The following is a 23,147-nucleotide window of genomic DNA, read 5'->3' as shown; positions in this document are numbered from 1 at the left end:
CCGCCTTTCTTACTCACCAGCTGCGGGCTTTTTGCGGAACTTGGCAAGGAATTCATAAACGATTGGCACGATAAGCAATGTCAGTATCGTTGAACTGGCCAATCCGCCAATTACGGTTACGCCCAGACCCTTGGAAATCAATCCGCCGCTGCCGCCTTCAAATCCGAGGACAAGAGGCAACAGAGCGCCGATGGTTGCCAGAGCCGTCATCAATATGGGACGCAGACGCGTGCCAGCTGCCTCGATAAGCGCATCCCGCGTAGCCAGTCCCGCTTTTTCCATGTTCAGAACACGGTCAAGCAAAACAATGGCATTGGTCACTACAATCCCGATCAGCATCAGCGCTCCCATCATGGCTGCTGCACTGATGGTTTCTCCCGCCAGATACAGCCCGACAAGTGCTCCAATAATCGTAAACGGCAGCGAGAACAATATGGCAAACGGTGTTAGAGCGCCGCCAAATGTAATAACCAGAAGCAGATATACAATCGCAATGGCCGCAGCTATCGCAATCCCAAGCTGGGTGAAGGTTTCATTGATTTGCTCCGCGACACCACCGAAATCAACCTTTACATTCGCCGGCAGCTTCAGCTTGTCGATTTCCGTTTTCAAATCATTGCTGGCCTTATTCACATCTTTGGAAACAATATTTGCCGTAACCGCTACATACAGTTTGCCGTCTTTACGGGAAACCGTGTTGGCTGACGTACCTTCCTCCACTTTAATGACATCCTTGAGCGGCACCGTAATGCCCAGTGGCGAAGTGATCGTTTCGTTCTCAATATCAGATATGGATCCGTATTTTTTTGTGTCAACTTGAATGTATACATTATATTCCTTGTTGTCGACGGCCACCTGTGTCAATACCGGACGCTCCCGCGCCGGACTGAGCTTCATCACAATTTGGCCTGCTGTCAGACCGAGTTTGCTCAGCTTCTGCTGATCGGCAACCAGCGTATACTGCTCATACTGCTTGGAAAGAGAGTTATCGATCTTTTCAAAAGAATCATTCTTCTTCATCAAGTCCTGGATTTGTTCGATGGCCGGCTTGATATCCTCATAGCTGTCTCCGTATACGGACAAGCTTAGCTGGCTTCCGCCCAGTCCGCCGCCTCCAAAGTCCATTTGACCCCACTTGCCTGACGGTTCAACGGCAGTCAGAGCTTCAACCAGGGCGTCCTTCTCGGTATTGAAGTCTTTTGTGTCGCTCTCATATTGGACATAGAACAAGGCGCTTTTGTTTGGTCCTGCACTGAACGGACTTTGTCCGCCAACCGAATACTGCAGATTGGTGACGCCCTTGCGGTCCATGATCAGCTTCTCCGCTTCAAGAGCCGTCTTCTCAACGTCAGAAATGATTTTTCCCGGACCTGGGGAATAGGTCACCATTGCATATTTCTCAGGCTCATCCGGCAGGAAGCTGACGCCGATCTTGGGAACCAGGAAGAAACTCCCCACAAGAATGACTATTGCGCTGATGAAGGTAATCAGCTTGTGGTCCAGCGACCAGCGCAGTATTTTACGGTAACGGGTGGCAATAACGCCAGGACGTTCTTCATGCTTTTGGTTTTCCTTCAGTCCCTTGCGGAACATCATATGGGTCATCATCGGCACGATCGTGATGGCAACAAGCAAGGATGCCAGCAAAGCGAAAACCATCGTCAGCGCAAATGGCATAAAGATCTGGCCGATTGGCCCGGTTACCGTCCCAAGCGGAAGGAAAACGGCAATCGTCACCAATGTCGATGACAAGATCGGTATAAACATCTCTCTGGTGGCATCTGTGATAAGTTCTTTGCCCTTCAACTTCTCGGAGCGAAGCGACATTCGCCTGTAGTTGTTCTCGATGACCACAATCGAGTCATCTACAACCCTCCCGATCGCAACCGTCATTGCTCCTAGCGTCATAATATTGAGGGTGATATCCATCTGCTTGAGTACAAGCAAAGCGATAACGAGCGATAATGGAATCGAGATAATCGAGATAATCGTCGTTCTGAAATTACGAAGAAACAGCATGATGACAACGACCGCAAACAAAGCTCCGAACAGCGCTTTGTCGATCATCGTACTGACCGATTCTTCAATCGGTTTGCCCTGATCCAGCATGACCAGCGATTTAACACCGGCGTGATCCTTCTCGAACTGTGCGGTCTCGTCTTTCACCGCATTGACAACATCAACAGTATTGGCATCCGATGCTTTTGTGATATTAATTCCGATCGACTGCTCGCCATTTGTACGGGAAATGGATTCCGGCATGGAGACCAATTCGACTTTAGCAATCTCAGACAGCTTGACCGTTGGAATGCCCGCGGCTCCTTGGGCTCCCTGCGGGGTTTGAGCTATCCCTCCTTGATCAGCGCCAGGAGCCGGGTTCATCGGTTCCTGACCCGTAGGAGCGCCTGGCTGAGCTGCGCCGCCAGTCCCCGATGGAATCGCTGGAATCTCAACATTTTGCAGTTGCTCAAGCGTCGTAACATTGCCGTCGACAACAATGGTTTTCTCGGTTTTATCCATTTCAAATAAGCCCAGAGGCGCTTTAATTGCGGAAGCTTGTATGATTCCTTTGACCGTCTCTTCGCTCAAACCAAGCTGAGCCATTTTCTCTTTATTGAACGTTAACTGGACTTCCTTCACCTGCTGGCCGGAAATCGCTACGGAACCAATGCCGTCGATACCCTCAAGCGCTGGCTTCAATTCTTCTTCGACCAGCTTCGTGACATCCTCCAGACTGGTTTCGCTTCCGCTTGAAATACTCAGGGACATGACTGGAAAATCATTGAGACTGATTTTTGAAATCTGCGTATCCTGAGCACCGCTTGGCGATTGAAAGCCGTCTGTAACCGACTTCAGCTCGCTTTCCGCTTCCTTCATGTCCTTGCTGTAATCATATTCCACGATAATAGAAGAAATATTTTCTGACGATGTAGAAGTGAACGCGGTAACGCCATTCATATTTCTGATCCGCTGCTCCAGCGGTATCGTCAGCTTGTCCGCTACCTCTTCCGGCGCGGCACCAGGGAACACGGTGTTGACGACCAGTATCGGAACACTAATGTTCGGAATCGTCTCCTGCTTCATGTTCAGACCGGCATACAATCCGCCTACCGTGACGATAATCGTCATGATCCAGAGAGCGAATTTGTTGTTCAGGGAAAATCGTATGATACCTTTCATCCTTCCACTCCTCATCTCTTTGCCATTCTCTTTTGACCAATCGTTCAAATATGTTTTCATACTATTTGAACAGCGTTCAAAAGTCAACAAAATGGAAGTCATATTCCAAAAAATTGAACAGTCAGTCATAAAATAGACAAATTCATATTTCCTCTTGCACAAATAAAAAACTACATGCTATAATATCACTTACGTGTCCCAGTAGCTCAGCTGGATAGAGCAACGCCCTTCTAAGGCGTGGGTCGGGGGTTCGAATCCCTCCTGGGACGTTTAGCTTGTGAATCTTGGAGTCCGTGTCTACGGACTCCTTTTTAGTACTATGAAATTATTAAAGCTTTAAAGCGTTTTGTCTCCGATTAACCATTGAATGGATATTTTAGCAATCGACGGACAGCACCGAAAGCCAACAGCTATCTTCCAAGTGAAGATGGCTGTTTTTGCGTCTAAATGAGGGATGAAGGGGTCCAGCCACAGCAAGCAAGCGTACCCCTGTCCACCATACACCGTGTGTGGAGCCTTCGCAGCCCTCTTCCCGAGGGTCTCTGTATGGTTGCATACTCCATGTTCTAAAACTGAAGGACGTGATGAAAATGCATGAAGAGTAGCTAACAGGTTGTGGACCTTTTTGACAGTTCCAGCTGAAAGCCCCTATTTACGACTACGTACAACGGCTCTACACACGATATTTAGAAATCGAGAAAGACTTACAGCAAACATTCCAAAAAGTTTAGTCAGAACTCCGCAATTTGTCAAAACTAATTGAAATTAGGCTTTTGATCTTTGTGAGTATTATCTGTTGTTCAACTAATACAAAAGATTATAGATTCTAAATCGAGGTATCTACTTTGTTTTGAGTTTAAATACCAAGGTCACATAACCAATGATAGAAGATCCAATAAAAAGAGTATTATATCCTGATAAATCAGCTATTACCCCTGAAAAAATAGACCCTATTGCTTGACCAAGTGCGAGTATTAAGAACGGTACACCTAACCCGAATGATGGATTAGTCTTAAATACGGAAATTCCCCAAACTATAAAGACACCAGTCATGAAAATATAAGAGCTTCCAAAAAGAACTGGTGACAGGAACCATGTTACGTTGTTATCTGGGTAAATTCCTAGAAGCAGGGACGAAGTTGAAAGTACTAATACAGAAATCCTATAGGCGTTCATTAAACCAAACTTATCTATAAATGCACCAGCAGTTCCTCCCAGTAAACCTGCTAGTCCAATAATTACCCAAAACCACTCTCTTAAGTACGTAGAAACATTATCTAAATTCAACATAAAGTCTCTTGAGAATGTCCAGTAGGCAGAGCAGGATATTCCTATTAGTAAAGAGGCAATAATTAGTTGAATAGAGTGTCTCCATTCCTTTTTAGAAAATCCAACCATCACCTTCTTTTCTGAAGCCTGCTGCTTTGGAAGTATTATAAAATTAACAATGAGCACAAAAATAGCAATGACCATAAATATCAAATACGTTTCTCTCCAGCTATTAGCCATAAAAATAGCAATTGCCCCAGTAAAAGCTGTTCCAATACTTGTTCCAGAATTAATCCATGAATTAGCCTGATTTTGTACTCTTGCCTTTACGTTAGTGCTAACAATATTAGCATATGGTGGGGATGATAATCCTGTACTTAGCCCTGCAAGGAATATACCTAACCCTAACACTACCGAATTAGGAGAAATGGAGATGATACCCAAACCAATAATGGATGATAATCCAGCTACCACAAGAATAGATTTTGAAGTGAATTTATTAGAACACGCCATTGCAAATATGATCGCGATACAATAAGCAATGTATGATAAAGACGAGATTAAGCCGCTAGTGGATGGATCCATATTCATTGTCTCATTAATATATGGAAGCATTAGACCATAACTAAACCGAGCCAAACCATACGTCACGGCAATCATTGGCAAGCCCACTACGATTAATTTTTTTTCATTCATATTAGTCACACCTTTATATATAACGTTCATTATAATGATTAAAAAAAAATAGAGAACCATGTATTCACGAGACTATTCTCTCCCTATATACTATTCATTATTCGGAAACCTGAATATTCTTCGCTAAATAAATTGCAGTATCTTTCACCTAATCTAACTCAAGTAATTGAACCATTGATGTTAATCCCTCTAATATAATAGAGATTTGTACACTTAGGGATTCGGAACCATGAAAAAGCTTCAAATCATATTCGACTTTGTTTAGAAGTCTTTTTTTATGTTCTCTACTTAGTGAAGCTATAGCCCATGTGTAATAGTCTTTGCTGGCATGGCTACTTTGAGCTGTTCGCTTGATAAATGGTTTTCATCCCGAAAATCCGGGGGTAATAATTCACAGTTCAGGAAGAACTGATTAAGAAAGTCCTGTTCTTGGAATGATAACCTGGTGAAAGGAGTTGCTTTCAATATGACACAGCAGCAAACACCATCTTCTGGAGAAGCCCCGACGCGGCCAACAAAATTACCGCCTCAACATCAAAACACCCAGCCAGGGCTGGAGTCCAAGATGACGCCAAGTCCGCAATTTGAATCATCCGCCCTCAAGGCAGCGGGCAAGCTGCAGGGTAAAGTGGCGATCATTTCCGGAGCAGACAGCGGGATTGGACGGGCTGTAGCCGTCGCCTTTGCCAAAGAAGGCGCAGATGTAGCCGTTCTGTATCTGAACGAGACCAGCGATGCGGAAACGACCAAGCAGTACGTAGAGGAGACCGGCCGGCGATGCATTATTCGGGACGGGGATATCGGCGATCCTAATTATTGCCGGCAAGCCGTAGAGGATACTGTAAAAGAACTGGGCAGGCTCGATATTGTCGTCAATAATGCAGCGGAACAACATCCGCAGGATAAAATCGAGCAGATCATTCCGCAGCAGTTGGAGCGTACATTCAAAACCAACATATTCGGGATGTTTTACCTGATCCAGGCGGCCATGCCCCATCTGAAAAGTGGTTCTACCATCGTCAACACAACATCCGTAACAGCTTACAAAGGAAGCCCTTCATTGCTCGACTATTCGGCAACAAAAGGAGCCATTGTGGCATTTACACGTTCCTTGTCCCTTAATCTGGCCAACCAGGGAATCCGTGTGAACGCAATTGCACCAGGACCGATCTGGACACCTCTGATTCCTTCTACCTTTGACGAACAGAAGGTCGCCCAATTCGGGACCGATGTGCCGCTCAAGCGCCCAGGGCAACCCGAGGAGCTTGCGCCGGCCTATGTTTACCTCGCGAGCGAGGATTCGTCTTATATGAGCGGACAAGTTCTTCACATTAATGGCGGCGAAATCGTCAATGGCTAGCAAGATGGCCGCCTAACCTAACGAGTTTAGCCGATAAAAGCCCAGGCCCTGCGCGGATCATAATCCACTGCAGGGCCTGAGCTTTTATGGTGCTTTATTTAATAAGGTCCTCTTATATAGTCGCGAACTTCCTGCCGATAGAATTCGTGGAGCCTCGCCATCTCACTTCGCGTAAATCCCGGAACGTTGGCCGCCCGAAGATTGTCCTCGACCTGCTGGACATTCCGGAAACCCGGTATAACACATGTTATATACGGATTATCGAGAATATACCGCAGAGCGGCGCTTGTCATATTCGTTCTTCCTTCGGCAATCCAGGACAGCTCCTTGCTCAATGAGACCCCCATTTCAAAAGCAAGCCCGGCGAATGTCTCTCCGACGTTGAAGCTTTCCCCGTTGCGGTTGAAATTACGATGGTCATCGGCTGCAAAGGTAGATCTCTCGGTGAATTTGCCCGTCAGTAGCCCGCTGGCAAGCGGCAAACGGACAAGGATACCTACACCCTGCCCAAAAGCTTTGGGGATCAGTTCCAGTTCTGGCTTCTGCCGAAATAAGTTATTGATGACCTGCAAGGCCTTTACATTCGGGTATTGCAAACAAATAAAACCTTCTTCCACCGATTCTACGCTTACGCCGTATTCGCGGATTTTGCCTTCCTCGCGCAGTCTGTCAAGCGCTCCAAATACCTCGCCGCTTCGCAGAATATCGGCAGGCGGACAATGCACCTGGTACAAATCAATTCGTTCTCGGCCCAATCGTCTCAGGCTTGCTTCGCAAAAGCGGCGTACCGACTCATAAGAGTAAGAAGTCGGATCGTGAAGATCACCTGCGCGGCAAAATTTGGTGGCGATATAAATATCATCTTCCCGCCCTTTTGTCGCTTTGGCAAGCAGCTCTTCGCTGTGTCCTTCACCATAAACATCTGCGGTATCGAAGAAGTTGACGCCTTCTTCTATTGCACGTGACAGCGCTTTTAGTGCAGAACGGTCATCCGTTCCACCCCATGATCCGCCGATAGCCCATGTTCCGAAGCTGATTTCACTAATGTGCAATTCGGTGCTTCCCAGTTGTCTATAGTTCATGATATCAACCGCCTTTTTGATTTGATGGCGCTTTCTTGCCTGGTTCCATTATGACGCTGCTTCCCAGATACTGCAAGGACAAGTCATCGTCAATAGCAAACCATGAAGTATCAAGATGCAAACGCCAACAAACATTACCAAAGCGGACAGGCGATCGAAGCGTAGGCCGTACAATAGCACTAAGATCAACCCGCCCGTGAGACATTCATTTCCGGTTTCCCTCGGGGAACAGATCCATCGTTTCAATGTGACGTTTGGTTTCCTCGGTTCCAAGCTCATACAGCAGCTTGTAGATATCCATTAGGATTCCGTCGACGCCGGCGTTCATCTGCTTTTCCGATGCCGTGCCGTAAGGGTGGGCAGAGAAATGGAAGGCTTCTGCTTCATCCATGCTGGACAGTTCTTCCATGAGTTCCTGGAGATGGCCGAGTTCCGCCTCATTGGCGGAAATTACCAGTTCATAGGCAGCTGCACCCTGTTCTTGAAGAATGGATCCCGATTGCACGGAAACATAATAGATTTTTCGCTCCATGGATGGTTGTATATACTCGTGATTCTTTTCCATTCAAAATGACCCCTTTCGTTCCATCATTGCTGCTTGTTTCGGGCGATTCTTGCGGCAGGACGTCAGTGCTTCTCTAGCTTCCCCCCCAGGACAGACATTTTATGCTAGCGGATTGCATAACCATATTAGTATCGCTGTTTAAGCCCTGCTTAGAGAGGAATGAGGTACCATGTGTGGATTCACGGGCTGGATCGATTGGACCGATGACCTAACCAAACAATACGCCACGCTGGAACAAATGACCGAAACGCTGGAGAATCGCGGGCCGGACGCATCGGGTACTTGGCTCTCCCGAAGCTGTGCGCTGGGCCATCGCCGGCTTTCCGTAATTGACCCGGTCAATGGTGCCCAGCCGATGATCCGGACTGTCGAAGACGATACGTATGTCATCGTTTACAACGGGGAGCTTTATAACGCACCCGAGCTGAAGCGGGAGCTGGAGGGCCGCGGCAGACGGTTTGCAACCACATGCGATACAGAAGTGCTCCTGGTTGCCTATATGGAATGGGGTCAGGCCTGCATCGAGAAATTCAATGGCATATTTGCCTTTGCTATCTGGGATTCACGGGAAGAACAGCTTTTCCTTGGCCGGGACCGGCTTGGGGTCAAGCCATTGTTTATTTCCAAGCAGCCCGGTCGGTTTGTGTTCGGCTCCGAACCTAAAGCTCTTCTCGCCCACCCGGCTGTCAAGGCTGTCGTCGGGCCGGAGGGGCTCGCTGAAATCTTTATCATGGGTCCAGCACGCACGCCCGGTCATGGAGTATACAAGGACATCAGCGAGCTGCTTCCGGGTCAATGCGCCATGGTGACCCGTTCCGGAGTATCCGTAACAACGTATTGGAAGCTGCAGAGCCGCCCGCATACCCAGAACGTACAGGATACCGCTCATACCGTAAGAGATCTGCTGAAAGATACCGTAGAGCGGCAGCTTGTTTCCGATGTCCCGCTCTGCACCTTGTTATCCGGCGGGCTGGATTCCAGCGCTCTTACCACCTATGCTGTGAGATATTATGACCAGAACGGACAAGGAAAAGTCCATACTTTTTCCGTTGATTATGTGGATAACAATAAGCATTTCAAGGCTAATGATTTTCAGCCCAATTCAGATGCACCCTGGATCGAGAGAATGGCGAAACATCTGGATACCGTCCATCATTCTGTGCAGTTCGATACGCCCGAGTTGGTAGATGCGCTGCGGGATGCCCTTCTGGCGCGGGATTTTCCTGGGATGGCGGATGTGGATGCATCGCTGCTGCTTTTTTGCCGGGAGATCAAGAAGGAAGCGACGGTGGCTATTTCAGGTGAAGCCGCTGATGAAATCTTCGGCGGTTATCCGTGGTTTCATCGGGAGGATGCTTTAAATGCCGACACATTTCCCTGGGCGCTGGCGGCGGACATGAGGGCGGGGCTTCTATCCCAGGATGTGGCTGCCTGGATCAAACCGCTTGAATATATCAAAGACCGCTATTCGGATGCGATCGCGCAGGTACCGAAGCTTCCGGGTGAAGATCCCTATGCACAAAGAATGAGGCAGATGTCCTATCTGAACATCACACGTTTTATGCCCACTCTGCTCGACCGGAAGGATAGAATGAGCATGGCGGTCGGCTTGGAGGTTCGAGTCCCTTTTTGCGACCACCGGCTGGTGGATTATGTGTTTAATATCCCCTGGGAAATCAAAACGGCTGGAGACCGGGAGAAAGGCATTCTGCGTATGGCTTTGGAAGGCGTGCTCCCTTCTGATGTGCTGTACCGCAAAAAAAGTCCATATCCTAAAACGCATAACCCCAATTATTTGAGTGCCGTTCGCAGCAGAGTGCTGGATATAATCAATGATGGTAACTCCCCGCTGCTGCCGCTTATCAATGTGAAGAAGATCCGCGAAATTGCGGAATCGGAAGAGGCCAGCTCCAATCTTCCCTGGTTCGGACAACTGATGTCCGGCCCGCAGCTCTTCGCTTATCTGCTTCAGACGGATATGTGGCTGCGGGAATATAACGTGACAATCCGCTAATATATTTGGCACAAAAAAAATAGCCCTGCGGCAGAACGCTTATTACACATGCCGCGGGCTATTATTTATGGCTTTAAACCTGACGGAACGGATTGCGCTCCGTTTTTATTGGGCGTTCTCCAGTTGAATCAGCAATGATGCCAGAGCTTGTCCACGATGGCTGATCGCCTGCTTCTCATCCTTGGACAGCTCCGCCATCGTTCTTCCATGGGAAGCCAGCCAGAACAAAGGATCATATCCGAATCCCCCAGCTCCGGAGGGCGTGTCGGTGATGAAACCTTCAACCGTCCCTTCCGCCTCGACAAACGATCCGCTGGACGGATTATACAAGGCGAGCGCGCATACAAACCTCGCTTTGCTGAGCAGCAGGGAATCGTTTTGAGGAATACTGCCCTGGACCGTATCCCTTTGAACGGCAGCCCCTTCCAACGCCAATTCATCAAGCAGCTTGGCATTGTTAAGTGCATCGCTTGCACTTTCTCCTGCATAACGAGCGGAATAGATGCCTGGCCTGCCACCAAGCGCCTCTACTTCAAGTCCCGAATCATCGGCCAGCACCATCATGTGCAGCGCTTCTGCAACGGTCTTCGCTTTCTTGCGCGCATTCTCGCTGAAGGTAGCCCCATCCTCGACAATATCAGGGAGATCGGGGTAATCGAACATGCTGACAACCTGCAATCCCATTTTACCGAATGCATGGGCAAATTCTCGTACTTTGCCGGCATTTTTCGTCGCAACAACAACCGTGCCGCCTGCCGTCATATGCGTGAAGCTCCGATTCGGCTGCCCATTGGTCCCAGGACATCGCGCTGCTTGGCGATCAAGGACTGAATACCTTCCTCAGCGGCGCCAAGCAGACCATCGAGCTCCTGTCTTGTGAACGGCGCTTCTTCTCCGGTTCCCTGAACCTCAACGAATTTACCGGATCCGGTCATCACTACATTCATATCGACCTTCGCTTTGGAATCTTCTTCATAATTGAGATCCAGCAGCGTCTTTTCCTGAATAACGCCTACACTGACAGACGCCAGAAAATCGGTAATCGGGTATTTCCCGTAGTCCACCGTTTTAGAAAGCTTGTTGACGGCAATTGCCATTGCAATAAAAGCGCCTGTAATCGACGTCGTTCGGGTACCTCCATCCGCCTGGATCACATCGCAATCCAGCATAATCGTCCGTTCTCCGAGTGCTTGCAAATCCACAACCGAGCGCAGCGCACGGCCAATCAGCCGCTGGATCTCCATCGTGCGGCCGGTAAGCTTGCCTCTTGCCGATTCCCGTTGGTTACGGGATTGCGTGGCCCTTGGCAGCATGGAATATTCGGCATTGATCCATCCTTTTCCCTGTCCTTTCATAAAAGGGGGAACCCGCTCCTCTACGGAAGCCGTACAAATCACCTTGGTGTCGCCAAATTCAATCAGTACCGAGCCTTCCGCATATTTATTGGGGTTCATAGTTATTGCAACCTGCCGCAGCTGGTTCCATTGACGTCCGTCTGTTCTCATATTATGTAGTCCTCCTCTTAAGCAATCTCAATCATTTTACCAAAGACAAAGATGAAAAGCACCCTGCCGGAAAACAGCTGCATACCATGGCTCCTTGAATGGAATTATTGTGGAATCTTTGTGCTGATTTGAACATGAAAAAGCCCGCCCGGGTTTAATTCCCGGGACGGGCTTAACGTTTTAGCCAGAAGAATCAGGATTTAAAAGCATTCACATGCTCGGGAGCGGATACGGGTTTGCTGTAGGATTGATTATTGGTATCCGTGAAATCCGTTTGCCCGTTAAGTTTAATCTGCACCTTAGCCGCGCCTGTATTGGCCGTCAGAGCCAGGACGATGGCTTGCAGCATTTCCGCAGGCTCCTGCTGTCCAGGCACAAAGGATTCATCCTGCAGGTCGACCGTTACGATATTATCCTTCTTCGTCACATTCTTGACCGTTACATCCGGTGTCATAACAGCCGTCAGCTCACGTCCTTCGGAAGGTCCGCTAATCAGCTGCTCGATCGCGGATTTAGCCCGGTTGTCGGAGCGGTTGATCAGCCTGGTAACCGGAACGTAATACATCTCATTATTGGGTGTAAGAGCAGAGAAATAAAGGGTGACCGGGGTTGTCTGACTGTAATTGTTCACCCCGTCGGCTGCTTCGAGATTAATGCCAACCGATCTCGTCAGAGGAGCGTCAATCGGCATGCCATCGACTGGCATTTCACCGAGCTTCGCGCCCTCCATCCAGATTTCCACCTTTTGGATATCGGTCATACTGGTCAATGTCCATGTGACCGACTCCACAATACGCCGCTCATCCGTGACATTGTATTCTCCGAATGCTTTGGAGAAATCGACGACTGCCAGCTTTTGATCAGGAACGATGTTAAAATCCTTGATTACCGTCCCTTTCGGGATCACAGCCTGGAATCCTTCAGGAAGCTCTGCGTTATAAGCGCCACCATCCACCATCATTTCCAGTGCTTTCTTCCCTGCCTTCTCCCCTTCGCCCATTGCAATCTGTACGGTAACAGGCGCCAGCATTCCATTCTGATCCTTCAGGTAAACGGTCATTTGTGTCTCGCCTGCATGATTAGCGGCCTGTCCGACATCGGCTATAGCGCCGCCGACATCCTGCGTGCTGCTCTGCGGCGGGTCGATAGACTCGCTTGGTTCCTGTGTGAATAAACCGCAGCCGGATGTTAAAATGGGCAACGCCAGCGCTCCGGCGAGCGCCGCCCGGCGAACAAGGCGATAATGTTTCATGTTCCTAATTCCTCCCCGTAGACTTCATAATCAAGCGCGAGCCCTTCCATTCATTTGGTACAAGTTGCTCTTTTGTAGTACTATGTATACGAGCCCTCTCCGTGAATTAGACCAGTTTTGTCCAGGATGCATGAAGCGCTTTTGCATATTGTTTTGCCAGGTCTAATCCTTAGACAGCATTACAGCATATCCATGCATCCATGCCTGACCGCCTGCTTGCAGGTAATAAAAAAATGGAAACTAGAGGTGAGCCTGTGGCTAAGTCGAAATTATACAGCTTGAACAGTGGAATTGTTGCTTCAACGACTAAGGAATGGCTTGCCAAAAGAGGCGTTACCGTTAGTCAAATCGCCGAACTCGTTATGTTTTTACAGCAATCGTATTATCCAAGCCTCACTTTGGAAGAATGCGAGCAGAACATAGAAGCAGTGCTGTCTAAACGGGAAGTTCAGAATGCGGTTCTGACAGGCATCCAGCTCGATATGCTCGCCGAGGAAGGCAAGCTGCTAACCCCTCTGCAGGAAATGATTGAGAATGACGAAGGCCTGTATGGCTGCGATGAAATTCTCGCTCTATCCATCGTAAACGTATACGGCAGCATCGGATTAACTAATTTCGGTTATGTTGATAAACTGAAGCCGGGGATCTTGAAGGTGCTCAACGATAAGGAAGGCGAACAGTGCCATACTTTCCTAGATGATATTGTAGGTGCCATTGCCGCCTCGGCAAGCAGCCGTATTGCCCACCGTAAACAAGCTGAAATTGAAGAAGTTATCGGCCCGCCGCTGGACTGACGGGCGGTCTCTGCCGTATAAGAAGGCGGATAATACCCCAAGTGAATGCAGCTTTCATCGGCAACCCAAAGAACCGTCAGGTGAAACTGACGGTTCTTTTTAAGCAGCATGACTCGCATGTCCGGAACATAGGTTCAACAATTAACCCGCTCTTCCCCCTATAGCAAGGGAAAACCTTGCTGCAAGTGCTGCAGCCATCGTTCAAACAACTTGTGTCTTCATGCCCCCGCATACTCTTACATCCCAAAAAAAAATGACGAAGCGCCAGGCGCTTCGTCATTTATAGCTGCGTATGCTTAAAACTTGCTTATCGCTTCATAGACCCGAGCAGCGGCTTCCTTGCCCTGGCGGATGCAATCAGGCAGGCCAACGCCGTCAAATGCAGCTCCTGTCACGAAAACCCCTGGCAACTTGGCGCTCATCCGCGCACGCAGCGCGGCGATTTGTTGAACATGTCCAACCGGATACTGCGGCATGGATTTATGCAGCCGGGTAATCTCCGTGAAAAGCGGCACTGCCGTGATTCCCATAATGTCGCGGATGTCCCGGCGTACCGCATCCTCAAGCTGCGATTCGGGCAGATCGACCACCTCTTCATCACCGGAACGGCCCACATAACAACGCAGCAGCACTTTATCGCCGGGACTGGTATGCAGCCATTTCGCCGATGTCCAGGTACAGGCTGTAATGGTGGTACCCTCCGAACGCGGGATGACAAAACCCGAACCATCGAATTCCACTCCGAAATCCTTCTTGTCAAAAGCCATCACCACATTGGCTACAGAAACATATCGAATCGCGCGCAGCGCATGCGTATCCAAATGAGGATCCAGCAGCTCCACAGCGTCATAAGCGGGAGCCGTAATGATAATGCCATCCGCCTGAATAATTTCACCAGTATGAAGCAGAACGTCATAAGGCGCCCAAGCCTGGCTTGGATCAACAGTCTGACCCGTTTCGGTATCCATCCTCGTAGCCCCGACCTGTCCGGCATCTGAACCTTCATCCGCCACCGGCTCGTTAGGCCGGAAGGCTACGACTTTGGTACAGACTCTGCGCTCTGTACCTGCAAGTGCATTTTCAAGCGCTTCAATCATCGTCGTCAACCCGCCCCTGAAGGTCAGGAACATGCTGCCGCGTACAGCAGCAGGGAGCTTGCTTGCCCCAGCGGCGACAGCCGGCGCCAGACGTTTGTTCGCTTTCATCCCGCGAATCAGACTGCGATGCCTGCGTTCAGCCTCTCGAAATTGCGGGAATGTCGCCTGCAGGCTGAGCTTGCGCAAATCACCTGCATAAATTCCTGCCAGGAGCGGCTCCGCAACACGCTCCATCATCTGGTCGCCCAATCGGCGCGATAGAAAATCGCCCAGAGCTTCATCCGTTTCGTCCTTGCGGGCGGGAATCACAAAATCCAGCAATGCCCTCAGCTTGCCTCCCCAAGAGACCAAATCCGTCTTGAGAAAGGGGGAAATTTCCGTCGGTATGCCAAGAACAAGCCCGGTCGGCATGGGATGCAGCTTGCCCAGATGAAGGATATAGGTTTTTTTGGCGGCAGGATTGGTTCCTACCAGCTCTTGCTCGATTCCCAGATCCCAAGCCAAGTCAATAATGGCATTCTTGCGTGCAAGAAACGAGTCCGGACCGCGCTCAATGACAAAATCGTCACGCTTTAGCGTATTGATTTTACCGCCCAGCTTCTCCGCAGGATCTATGATGGTAATCTCGATCCGGCGTCCGCGTTTTTCCGCTTCACGCAATAAATAAAAAGCGGAGCTCAGTCCGCTGATCCCGCCGCCAATGACGACCAAGCGATCAGGTTGTCCGCTTCCCCGCATGTGGTTCATCTCCTCTACCCTCATAAATGGCCTTTATCCTTGCCGCCAGGTATCTTGCGAAATGACGGACTCCGCCAACGTCTCCATGTAGAGAGGGTCGGTATTCAGCATCTCAATACGGGCAAAGTGGACCCCCAATGGTTCCGCAGCGGCCACAGCTTCAATATCAAGATCGTACAGTACCTCCAGATGATCGGAAACAAAACCGATGGGAGCCGATAATACCTGCGTATACCCTTGTTCCGCAACATCCTTGAGCGTTTCCAAAATGTCCGGCCCAAGCCAAGGCTCGCGTGTACGGCCCGCGCTTTGCCAGGTGAACTCCCAATCTGCAACACCGGCGCCTTCGGCCACTGCTTTCGATGTTGCCAGCAGCTGCTCTTCATAGGGATCATTCATCTCCCGAATCTTAACCGGCAAGCTGTGGGCGCTAAAAAGCACCTTCAACGGCTTTGAAGAATCAAAAGCATTCAGGGCTGTTTTTACGCGACTAATCAGGGCTTCAAGCAGCTTTGGATGCAAATGATAACTTTCTACAAAATGCATCTCGATCCCAAGCTCCAGTGCCTTTTCCATAGCCCGTTTCACGTAGCTGCCCACGCTCATGGTGGAGTAATGAGGGGCAAGCACAATGCCGACGGCTTCTTGAATGCCGTCCGCCGCCATATTTGCTACCCCATCTTCAATGTATGGACGAGCATGCTTCAGCCCCTGATAGCACATATAACGCCCCGGTGCCATCGTATCCAGCTTGTCCTGAATGCATGCCACCTGACGGTTCGTATTTTCTCTCAGTGGAAAGAATCCTCCTACAATAGCCTCATAACGGCTACTGAGATCTGCCAACTGCTCGGGAGTAGGGGGGTTCCCCCTGCGAATATGCGTATAATATTCTTCAATGCCGTCAAGAGTCTCTGGCGTTCCATAGGACATGACAAGCACTCCGGTTTTACGCTCAGACATGGCGCCCCTCCTTCTGATCGGCTGCAGCAATCGCCTCAGCGGAATAATCATGAATATAGGCAGTCAAATCCCGCAATTTTTCAAGCGAAGCTTCCGGGAACAACCCGTGTCCCAGATTGAAGATAAATCCGGGCTGTTGGATTCCCTCGTCAATGATTCGATTGGCATTGGCTTTAATAATATCCATTGGAGCCGTCAGCACATACGGATCGAGATTCCCCTGAACCGCATAGCGATCGCCGATACGGCGCCTGCCCTCGGTTATCGATACACGCCAGTCCAGCCCGATAACATCGGTTTCCAGTACGCCAAGCTCCGGCAGCAGCTCGCCGGAGGCCACGCCGGGGAAGTACACTTTGGGCTGGTCCAGGTCGGATAGCTCCGAGAAAATACGCTCGATCGTCGGAAGCACAAACTGCCGGAAATCATGGGGGGCTAGTGCTCCGACCCAACTGTCGAACAATTGAAATGCTTTGCCGCCTGCCGCCATATGGGCACGGGCGTATGTAATAACCATATCGCCCAGCTTTTGCATCAGTTGATGCCAAATCTCCGGTTGGCTGTACATCATTGTCTTAGTGCGGATATAGGACTTGGAAGGTCGCCCTTCTATTAAATAACTGGCGATTGTAAACGGCGCGCCGGCAAATGTAATAAGAGGCACATCAAGCTCTCGGTCCAGTATGCGGATCGTCTCCAGAATATGGGACAGGTCTCCCTCCACATCAATAGGCTTCAGCCTGGCCACATCGGCAGATGATTGTATAGGGTTGGCAATTACCGGCCCTACCCCTGCAACAATATCGAAGTCGATGCCAATCGAAGCGACCGGATTCATAATATCGGAGTATAGAATTGCCGCGTCCACACCGAGCTTTTTCACCGGCATCAGCGTGACTTCAGCAGCAAGTTCCGGCTGCTGGCAAATTTCAAGCAGCGAGTATTTTTCTTTGATTTTACGGTATTCGGGATCATAACGTCCCGCTTGTCGCATATACCAGACGGGTACGCGATCGACATGTTCTTTCCGGCTCGCCCGGATGAACCGATCGTTGTAGCTCATTGACGTTCCCCATTTCTATACGTATTCTCTTCGTTACCATTATGCCCTTTTTAATGAGGCGTAACAACCGCTCTCCCTGGCTTTTCGATGACAACTATATGACAAATAGAGACTTGCTCCGCTTAAATCTTTTGTTTATTCGGGTATGCTATACTTGTTCCATCCGTGTTTATGTGACGAGCAAATGATTGGAGAACCTACGATTATGGAGCAATGGAAAAAGAATCTGGCCGTCTTGTGGGTGGGGCAATTTCTCGTTATGGGCGGCATGACGATGATTATTCCGTTTATGTCCCTCTATTTGCAGTCCCCTGGCATTGGTCTTACCGACCCTGACGAAATCGCCACATGGGCAGGTCTTATATTCGCCGGTAACTTCGTTACAGCTTTCTTGTTTCAACCTCTCTGGGGCAAGCTCTCCGACCGGTATGGGCGCAAAGTTATGCTGCTTCGCTCCGGTTTCGGGATGGCGATCGTTATTGTGCTCATGGGGTTTGCTACCTCCCCCTGGCATTTGCTGGTGCTGCGTATGATCAACGGCACCATATCCGGCTTCAATCCTGCGGCCATTTCACTGGTTTCGGCGACAACGCCAAAGGACCGGACAGGCTTTGCCATGGGCACCCTGCAGTCCGGCGGGATTGCCGGCACTATGCTGGGACCTCTCCTCGGCGGGCTCCTTGCCGACGGAATCGGCTTCCGACCGATTTTTTATTTGACGGGTTCTTTGCTGTTTATGGCTTCCTTGCTTGCCTTGTTAATCGTGAAGGAAAGCTTCGATCACAAGATGGCTGCAACCAGGCCCAATGCATCTGTGCTTGAAGGTTTCCGGCAGCTTGGCCGGATTCCGCAGCTGACCTCTTTGTTCGCGGTTACCTTTCTCATTCAGTTCGCTATGGTCGGGCCCATGCCTCTGCTTCCCCTCTACGTCCAGCAGCTGCATGGCTCCAACGAGAACATAGCTTTCTGGGCCGGACTTGTAAGCGCCGCTGCGGGAATGTCCAATATGTTCGCCTCCCCCATGCTTGGACGGTTAAGCGACCGGATCGGACAGGAGCGGATACTCGCCGTTTCCCTGATCGGCGCTGCACTAATGTTCGTTCCTCAAGCTGTGGCAACCAGTGTCTGGCAGCTGCTTCTCTTCCGATTCCTGCAGGGGGTATTTCTTGGAGGGCTGATCCCCTCCGTGAATGCCCTGATCCGCAAGTTCACGCCTGACGGAATGGAGGGGCGGGCCTACAGTTTCAATACCAGCACCCTTAGCCTTGGGAACATGTTTGGCCCGCTTGTCGGCGGTGTGATTTCTGGTTGGATCGGTATAGGAGGCGTATTCCTCGTCTCCTCCGCGCTGTTTCTTGTTAATGCCGTCTGGGTGCGGCATACGCTTGCCGGAAAGAACAGGGCGGCAAAGTCAAGATGATCTGCCAATCAACCAAAAAAACGGACATCCCTGCAGGGATGTCCGTCCTTTACTACCAGTTCAGTACCTATCAGGCTAAGCAACCCTACTTCACAATGGCAACTGCAAGCCCATCATAGGCTGGCAGCAAGGTACCGATCAGCCTCTCGTCGCTAAGCATCCGTTCATTAAACTCCCGCATTGCAATCACAGAGGGACCCGTACGTTCGGGATCGATCGTCCTGCCGTGCAGCAAGGCATTGTCGCCGGTAATGACCGCACCAGGATTCGCCAGCTTGATGGCATAATCCAGATAAACCGGATAGTTTTCCTTATCTGCGTCAATAAAGAAAAAATCGAAAGTGCGTCCTTCCTGAAGTAGAATGTCCAAACTCGCCCTGGCATCTCCAATCCGGTACTCCACACGTTCCCCAAGGCCAGCCGCCTCCAGATTGCTTCTGGCTACATCGGCAAATTCAGGCTTCAACTCCAGAGAAGTCAGCATCCCGCCATCCTTGAGCCCTCTTGCCAGACATATGCCGCTGTAGCCGCCAAGCGCTCCAATCTCCAGCACCTGCTTCGCACCTGCCAGATGCACAAGCATGGTCAGCAATTTGCCATAACCGGGCGCGATTGAAATTTCCGGCATATCCTGTTCCCGGATCCGCTTATGGACCCGCTCCAGATCGGCATCCTCGCCCAGCAGCCGTTCCACATATTGTTCTGTCGACATCCGTCATACCTCTCTTCCCGTGAGTTTTAGTTTGTCATGCCGCCTTACAATGACTATACTTGATTGTATGATTTTTAATGACCGGAGACAACCGGAGTAGGTGAATCGGAGTGATTGAATTGGAAAAATTACAGCTTATAGCAACATCCCCTATGGGACTTGAAGCGATAGTAGCCCGTGAATTGAAGGATTTGGGTTATAACGATGTGCAGGTGGAGAACGGGCGCGTCAACTTCACTGGCGGATTGGCCGATATCTGCCGCACGAATCTGTGGCTTCGTACATCGGACCGCGTTCTAATCAAGATGGCCGAATACCCTGCTCGCACGTTCGAAGATTTGTTCGAGGGCACCAAAGCGGTCAATTGGGCGGACTGGATTCCCGAAGATGGCGAATTTCCCGTTAACGGCCGATCCCAGAAATCCCAGTTGACGAGCGTACCGGCCTGCCAGAGCATCGTTAAGAAAGCGGTCGTGGAGAAAATGAAAGCCACCTACGGCACAGAATGGTTCCCGGAGGATGGAGCGAAATATGTTATCGAGGTATCGCTAATGAACGATGTAGCGTTGATTACTTTGGACACCACAGGCCCAAGTCTGCATAAACGGGGTTACCGCAAGCTCGTTACGGAAGCCCCGCTCAAGGAAACCATGGCGGCGGCGATCGTGCTGCTCAGCCGCTGGCAGCCGGATCGTCCGCTCTATGATCCCTTCTGCGGATCGGGCACCATTCCTATCGAAGCGGCTATGATTGGCTGGAACATCGCGCCCGGCCTGCGCCGCTCCTTTAACAGCGACCAATGGCCGATCATCCCTGAAGAGCTGTGGGAAGCGGCCCGCGAGGAAGCGTTCGATGCCGTTAAGGATGATATCCCGCTATCCATTGCCGGTTCGGACATCGATCCTGGAGCAATCGACGTAGCGGAGGCTGCCGTCAAGAAAGCCGGTTTCGCCCGCGATATCAAGCTTAGCGTGCTTCCTGTCTCCAAGGCGAAGCCGCAGGGCGACTATGGCTGCATCATTACAAACCCGCCCTACGGGTCGCGGCTGGGAGACGATACGGAAGCCGAGAGGGCGCTGCGGGAGCTAGGCCATACGGCACTTTACCTGCCTACCTGGTCTTTCTTCGCACTTAGCCCATCCAAATCGGTGGAGCATTATTTCGGCCGTAATGCCGACAAAAGGCGCAAGCTTTACAATGGCCGGATCGAATGTGCGCTTTACCAATATTTTGGTCCACGCCCTCCTTTCCGCGGCTAGGACAAGCATCCCGAGCCTTGATCTGAATATGAAATGTACTATAATGGGTAAAGACATTATTAACATTTTGTAAACAGGAAAGGACACCTTTTGTTATGACTCAACCGCTGCAACCCATCCGGCGGAGCGGAACGGGCATGAAGCTTGTCACCCGGTATAAAGGCATCGAGTATTTGCTTTTCTTTGCTTTAATGATGATAAAGCTGGTCTTATTCGACCGTTACGTTCATGTTCCGTATATGGCGATGGACGGTCAGGATGTTCTGATCGCTCTTGGCACGCTGGCCCTACTCTGCTTCTGGACGCTGTGGCTTCCACATCGTGGCCGTATCCTGGCGCTGGTGGTGCTGAATGTGCTGCTGACCGTCATTATATATGCTGACCTGATTTACTTCCGTTATTTTCAGGACATCATATCGATCCCGGTGCTCACACAAGCCGGGCAAGTAAGCTCACTGGGGGAGAGCATTCAATCGCTCCTCGCCTGGAAGGACATCTGGTTATTTGCCGACTGGCTGCTCATTGTTCCTTATGCGGGGTTCGTCCTGCTGCGCAAGCGAAAGACAAGCAATGACATTTCATTGTCCTTCGTTAAACCGAACAAGCTGCGCAAAATCATGATCCGTCTTTCGCTCAGCCTGATCGTATTTGCAACCGGTCTGACGCTGGTTTTTGTTCCTGTATCCTATGCGCAGCGTACGTGGGCCTTGGGGCTGTTTACAGGCAATTGGTGGAATATGTCCCTCTACAATGTGACCGGCGTCATCGGTTTTCACGGTTATGATCTCTACCGCTACGCCGAGCAGCATTGGCTGAAAGACAATAAAATTTCGGATGAAGAGATCCAGGAAGCCAGGCAGTGGTTCCAGGACCGCGGCAGCATGCGCAAGCAATTGGAGCAAGACAGCATGTTTGGCCGCTATAAAGGTGCCAATGTCATTATGATCCAGCTGGAGGCCTTCCAGAACTTTCTGATCGGCCAGAAGGTGGATGGCCAAGAAGTGACCCCGAATATGAACAAACTGATCGGGGAATCCCTGTACTTCAAAAACTTCTATCACCAGACTGCACAAGGCCGTACATCCGATGCCGATCTGGCAGCCAATATTTCGCTACACCCCCTGCCAAGCGGCTCGGTATTCATCCGTTTTGCCCAGAATCGTTACGACAGCATGCCGGATACACTCAAGGACAACGGTTATGCGACAGGTGCGTTTCACGCCTATGACGGCGGCTTCTGGAATCGCAATGCGATGTACAGCACCTTGAATTATGATAAGTTTTACAGCACGAAAAGCTTCACCATCGATGAACCACTCGGTTGGTCGCTTGGCGACCGTTCGTTCTTCCAGCAGTCCGTAGATTTGATGCTGAGCAAGCAGCAGCCGTTCTATTCCTTCATGGTCTCCTTATCCAGCCATCATCCCTATACGCTGCCTGCAAGCGTCCAGACGCTGGATGTCGGCGAATTCAAAGGAACCATTTTCGGTGATTATCTGGAAGCTGCCCATTATGTCGACGATTCGCTGGGCGATCTGATGGACAGGCTTAAAGCGGAGCATCTGTGGGACAAATCAATTTTTCTGTTCTATGGCGATCACGACAATTCCATCAAGGAATGGGAGCCTTTCGAAAAATTCCTCGGCAGGTCGCTCACCGAGCTTGACCGGATCAATATTCCAAAGCAGGTGCCACTGATTGTCCACCTGCCGGATGGGGCGAAAGCCGGCACCTACGAACAGGTCGGCGGGCAGCTGGACGCCGCTCCTACGGTGCTTCATCTGCTCGGGATTTCTACCGCTGACAAAACGATGGCAGGCATGCCCCTTATCACAGACAAGCCTCTTGCAGGCAAGAAAGTGGTATTCCGCAATGGCGGCTACACGGACGGCAGCCAATTCTATATGCCATCCGACGATTATATTGCTGAGCATGCCCAATGTCTGGATGTTACGACGGGCCAGCAAGTGGCACCCGATACCTGTAAAAGCGGAGCTGACGAAGCACGCCAGGAGTTGATTGCATCCGACCGGGTAATCGAGCATAATCTGATTAAAACATTCCGCGCAGAGCGCTAGACTCACACAGATGGGAACAGATCCTCCTAGATTCTCACGTTAAAAAGCACCCGCTGTCCAGGAAGCTGAGAATGGATCAGCTTCAAGACAACGGGTGCTT

17 protein-coding genes and 1 tRNA gene are annotated in these 23,147 nt (G+C 50.3%); 7 read left to right on the top strand and 11 right to left on the bottom strand.

Translation table 11 applies throughout. From position 1 onward, the window contains the following. Positions 1-9: 9 nt before the first annotated feature. Positions 10-3,180: an efflux RND transporter permease subunit gene (locus tag IEY46_RS04915; RefSeq protein ID WP_188989684.1), complete on the bottom strand. Its 3,171-nt coding sequence runs from the start codon at positions 3,178-3,180 to the stop codon at positions 10-12. Positions 3,181-3,375: 195 nt separating this feature from the next. On the opposite strand from IEY46_RS04915, the gene IEY46_RS04910 reads away from it, so the two are divergent. After that, a tRNA-Arg gene (locus tag IEY46_RS04910) sits at positions 3,376-3,449 on the top strand. 571 nt (positions 3,450-4,020) lie between these two features. Here the strand turns inward: IEY46_RS04910 and IEY46_RS04905 are convergent. Beyond that, positions 4,021-5,145 (bottom strand): MFS transporter, encoded by a 1,125-nt coding sequence (locus tag IEY46_RS04905; RefSeq protein WP_188989682.1) that lies wholly within the window; start codon positions 5,143-5,145, stop codon positions 4,021-4,023. Between the two features lie 466 nt (positions 5,146-5,611). Here IEY46_RS04905 and IEY46_RS04900 point away from each other — a divergent pair, with 466 nt between their 5' ends. Then, positions 5,612-6,505, top strand: coding sequence for an SDR family oxidoreductase (locus tag IEY46_RS04900; RefSeq protein ID WP_188989680.1), 894 nt, complete (start codon positions 5,612-5,614; stop codon positions 6,503-6,505). 98 nt (positions 6,506-6,603) lie between these two features. Here IEY46_RS04900 and IEY46_RS04895 read toward each other — a convergent pair whose 3' ends face one another. Continuing rightward, positions 6,604-7,587, bottom strand: coding sequence for an aldo/keto reductase (locus IEY46_RS04895; protein ID WP_188989678.1), 984 nt, complete (start codon positions 7,585-7,587; stop codon positions 6,604-6,606). Positions 7,588-7,792: 205 nt separating this feature from the next. Then, entirely contained in the window at positions 7,793-8,152 is a 360-nt protein-coding gene (locus IEY46_RS04890) for a hypothetical protein (protein ID WP_229750069.1), read from the bottom strand. A 169-nt stretch (positions 8,153-8,321) separates the two neighbouring features. On the opposite strand from IEY46_RS04890, the gene asnB reads away from it, so the two are divergent. Then, complete coding sequence (gene asnB, locus IEY46_RS04885) at positions 8,322-10,166, top strand: asparagine synthase (glutamine-hydrolyzing) (RefSeq protein WP_188989676.1); 1,845 nt, start codon at positions 8,322-8,324, stop codon at positions 10,164-10,166. A gap of 105 nt (positions 10,167-10,271) precedes the next feature. On the opposite strand, the gene rdgB is transcribed toward asnB, so the two are convergent. From rdgB to IEY46_RS04870, 3 genes are all read right to left on the bottom strand, one after another. Continuing rightward, positions 10,272-10,928: an RdgB/HAM1 family non-canonical purine NTP pyrophosphatase gene (gene rdgB / locus IEY46_RS04880; protein ID WP_188989674.1), complete on the bottom strand. Its 657-nt coding sequence runs from the start codon at positions 10,926-10,928 to the stop codon at positions 10,272-10,274. After that, complete coding sequence (rph, locus tag IEY46_RS04875; RefSeq protein ID WP_188989672.1) at positions 10,925-11,671, bottom strand: ribonuclease PH; 747 nt, start codon at positions 11,669-11,671, stop codon at positions 10,925-10,927. The genes rdgB and rph overlap by 4 nt, the downstream gene beginning before the upstream one ends. Before the next feature lie 193 nt (positions 11,672-11,864). Then, positions 11,865-12,923, bottom strand: a complete 1,059-nt coding sequence (locus tag IEY46_RS04870; protein WP_188989670.1) for a GerMN domain-containing protein — start codon at positions 12,921-12,923, stop codon at positions 11,865-11,867. A gap of 233 nt (positions 12,924-13,156) precedes the next feature. Between IEY46_RS04870 and IEY46_RS04865 the strand changes: the two genes are divergently transcribed. Continuing rightward, the gene (locus tag IEY46_RS04865) at positions 13,157-13,717 is read left to right on the top strand and encodes a phosphatidylglycerophosphatase A family protein (RefSeq protein ID WP_188989668.1); all 561 of its coding nucleotides are present in this window, start codon (positions 13,157-13,159) and stop codon (positions 13,715-13,717) included. 296 nt (positions 13,718-14,013) lie between these two features. On the opposite strand, the gene hemG is transcribed toward IEY46_RS04865, so the two are convergent. From hemG to hemE, 3 genes are read right to left on the bottom strand one after another with little or no spacing between them, the layout of a single operon-like run. Continuing rightward, a complete protein-coding gene (hemG, locus tag IEY46_RS04860; RefSeq protein WP_308422777.1) occupies positions 14,014-15,561 on the bottom strand; it encodes a protoporphyrinogen oxidase in 1,548 nt (515 codons plus the stop codon). Positions 15,562-15,585: 24 nt separating this feature from the next. Further along, complete coding sequence (gene hemH, locus IEY46_RS04855) at positions 15,586-16,515, bottom strand: ferrochelatase (protein ID WP_188989666.1); 930 nt, start codon at positions 16,513-16,515, stop codon at positions 15,586-15,588. Next, entirely contained in the window at positions 16,508-17,578 is a 1,071-nt protein-coding gene (hemE, locus tag IEY46_RS04850; RefSeq protein ID WP_188989664.1) for a uroporphyrinogen decarboxylase, read from the bottom strand. The genes hemH and hemE overlap by 8 nt, the downstream gene beginning before the upstream one ends. Positions 17,579-17,783: 205 nt before the next feature. Between hemE and IEY46_RS04845 the strand changes: the two genes are divergently transcribed. Then, positions 17,784-18,998 (top strand): MFS transporter, encoded by a 1,215-nt coding sequence (locus tag IEY46_RS04845; protein ID WP_188989662.1) that lies wholly within the window; start codon positions 17,784-17,786, stop codon positions 18,996-18,998. An 85-nt stretch (positions 18,999-19,083) separates the two neighbouring features. Here IEY46_RS04845 and IEY46_RS04840 read toward each other — a convergent pair whose 3' ends face one another. After that, a complete protein-coding gene (locus tag IEY46_RS04840; protein ID WP_188989660.1) occupies positions 19,084-19,710 on the bottom strand; it encodes an O-methyltransferase in 627 nt (208 codons plus the stop codon). 119 nt (positions 19,711-19,829) lie between these two features. Between IEY46_RS04840 and IEY46_RS04835 the strand changes: the two genes are divergently transcribed. Together IEY46_RS04835 and IEY46_RS04830 are read left to right on the top strand one after the other, a co-directional pair. Further along, the gene (locus IEY46_RS04835; protein WP_188989658.1) at positions 19,830-20,969 is read left to right on the top strand and encodes a THUMP domain-containing class I SAM-dependent RNA methyltransferase; all 1,140 of its coding nucleotides are present in this window, start codon (positions 19,830-19,832) and stop codon (positions 20,967-20,969) included. Between the two features lie 95 nt (positions 20,970-21,064). Continuing rightward, positions 21,065-23,047: an LTA synthase family protein gene (locus IEY46_RS04830; protein WP_188989656.1), complete on the top strand. Its 1,983-nt coding sequence runs from the start codon at positions 21,065-21,067 to the stop codon at positions 23,045-23,047. The last annotated feature ends 100 nt before the right edge of the window (positions 23,048-23,147 follow it).

This window comes from Paenibacillus nasutitermitis (assembly GCF_014641075.1).
GTDB lineage: Bacteria > Bacillota > Bacilli > Paenibacillales > Paenibacillaceae > Paenibacillus_Z > Paenibacillus_Z nasutitermitis.
This window is presented reverse-complemented; position numbering and strand designations above follow the sequence as displayed.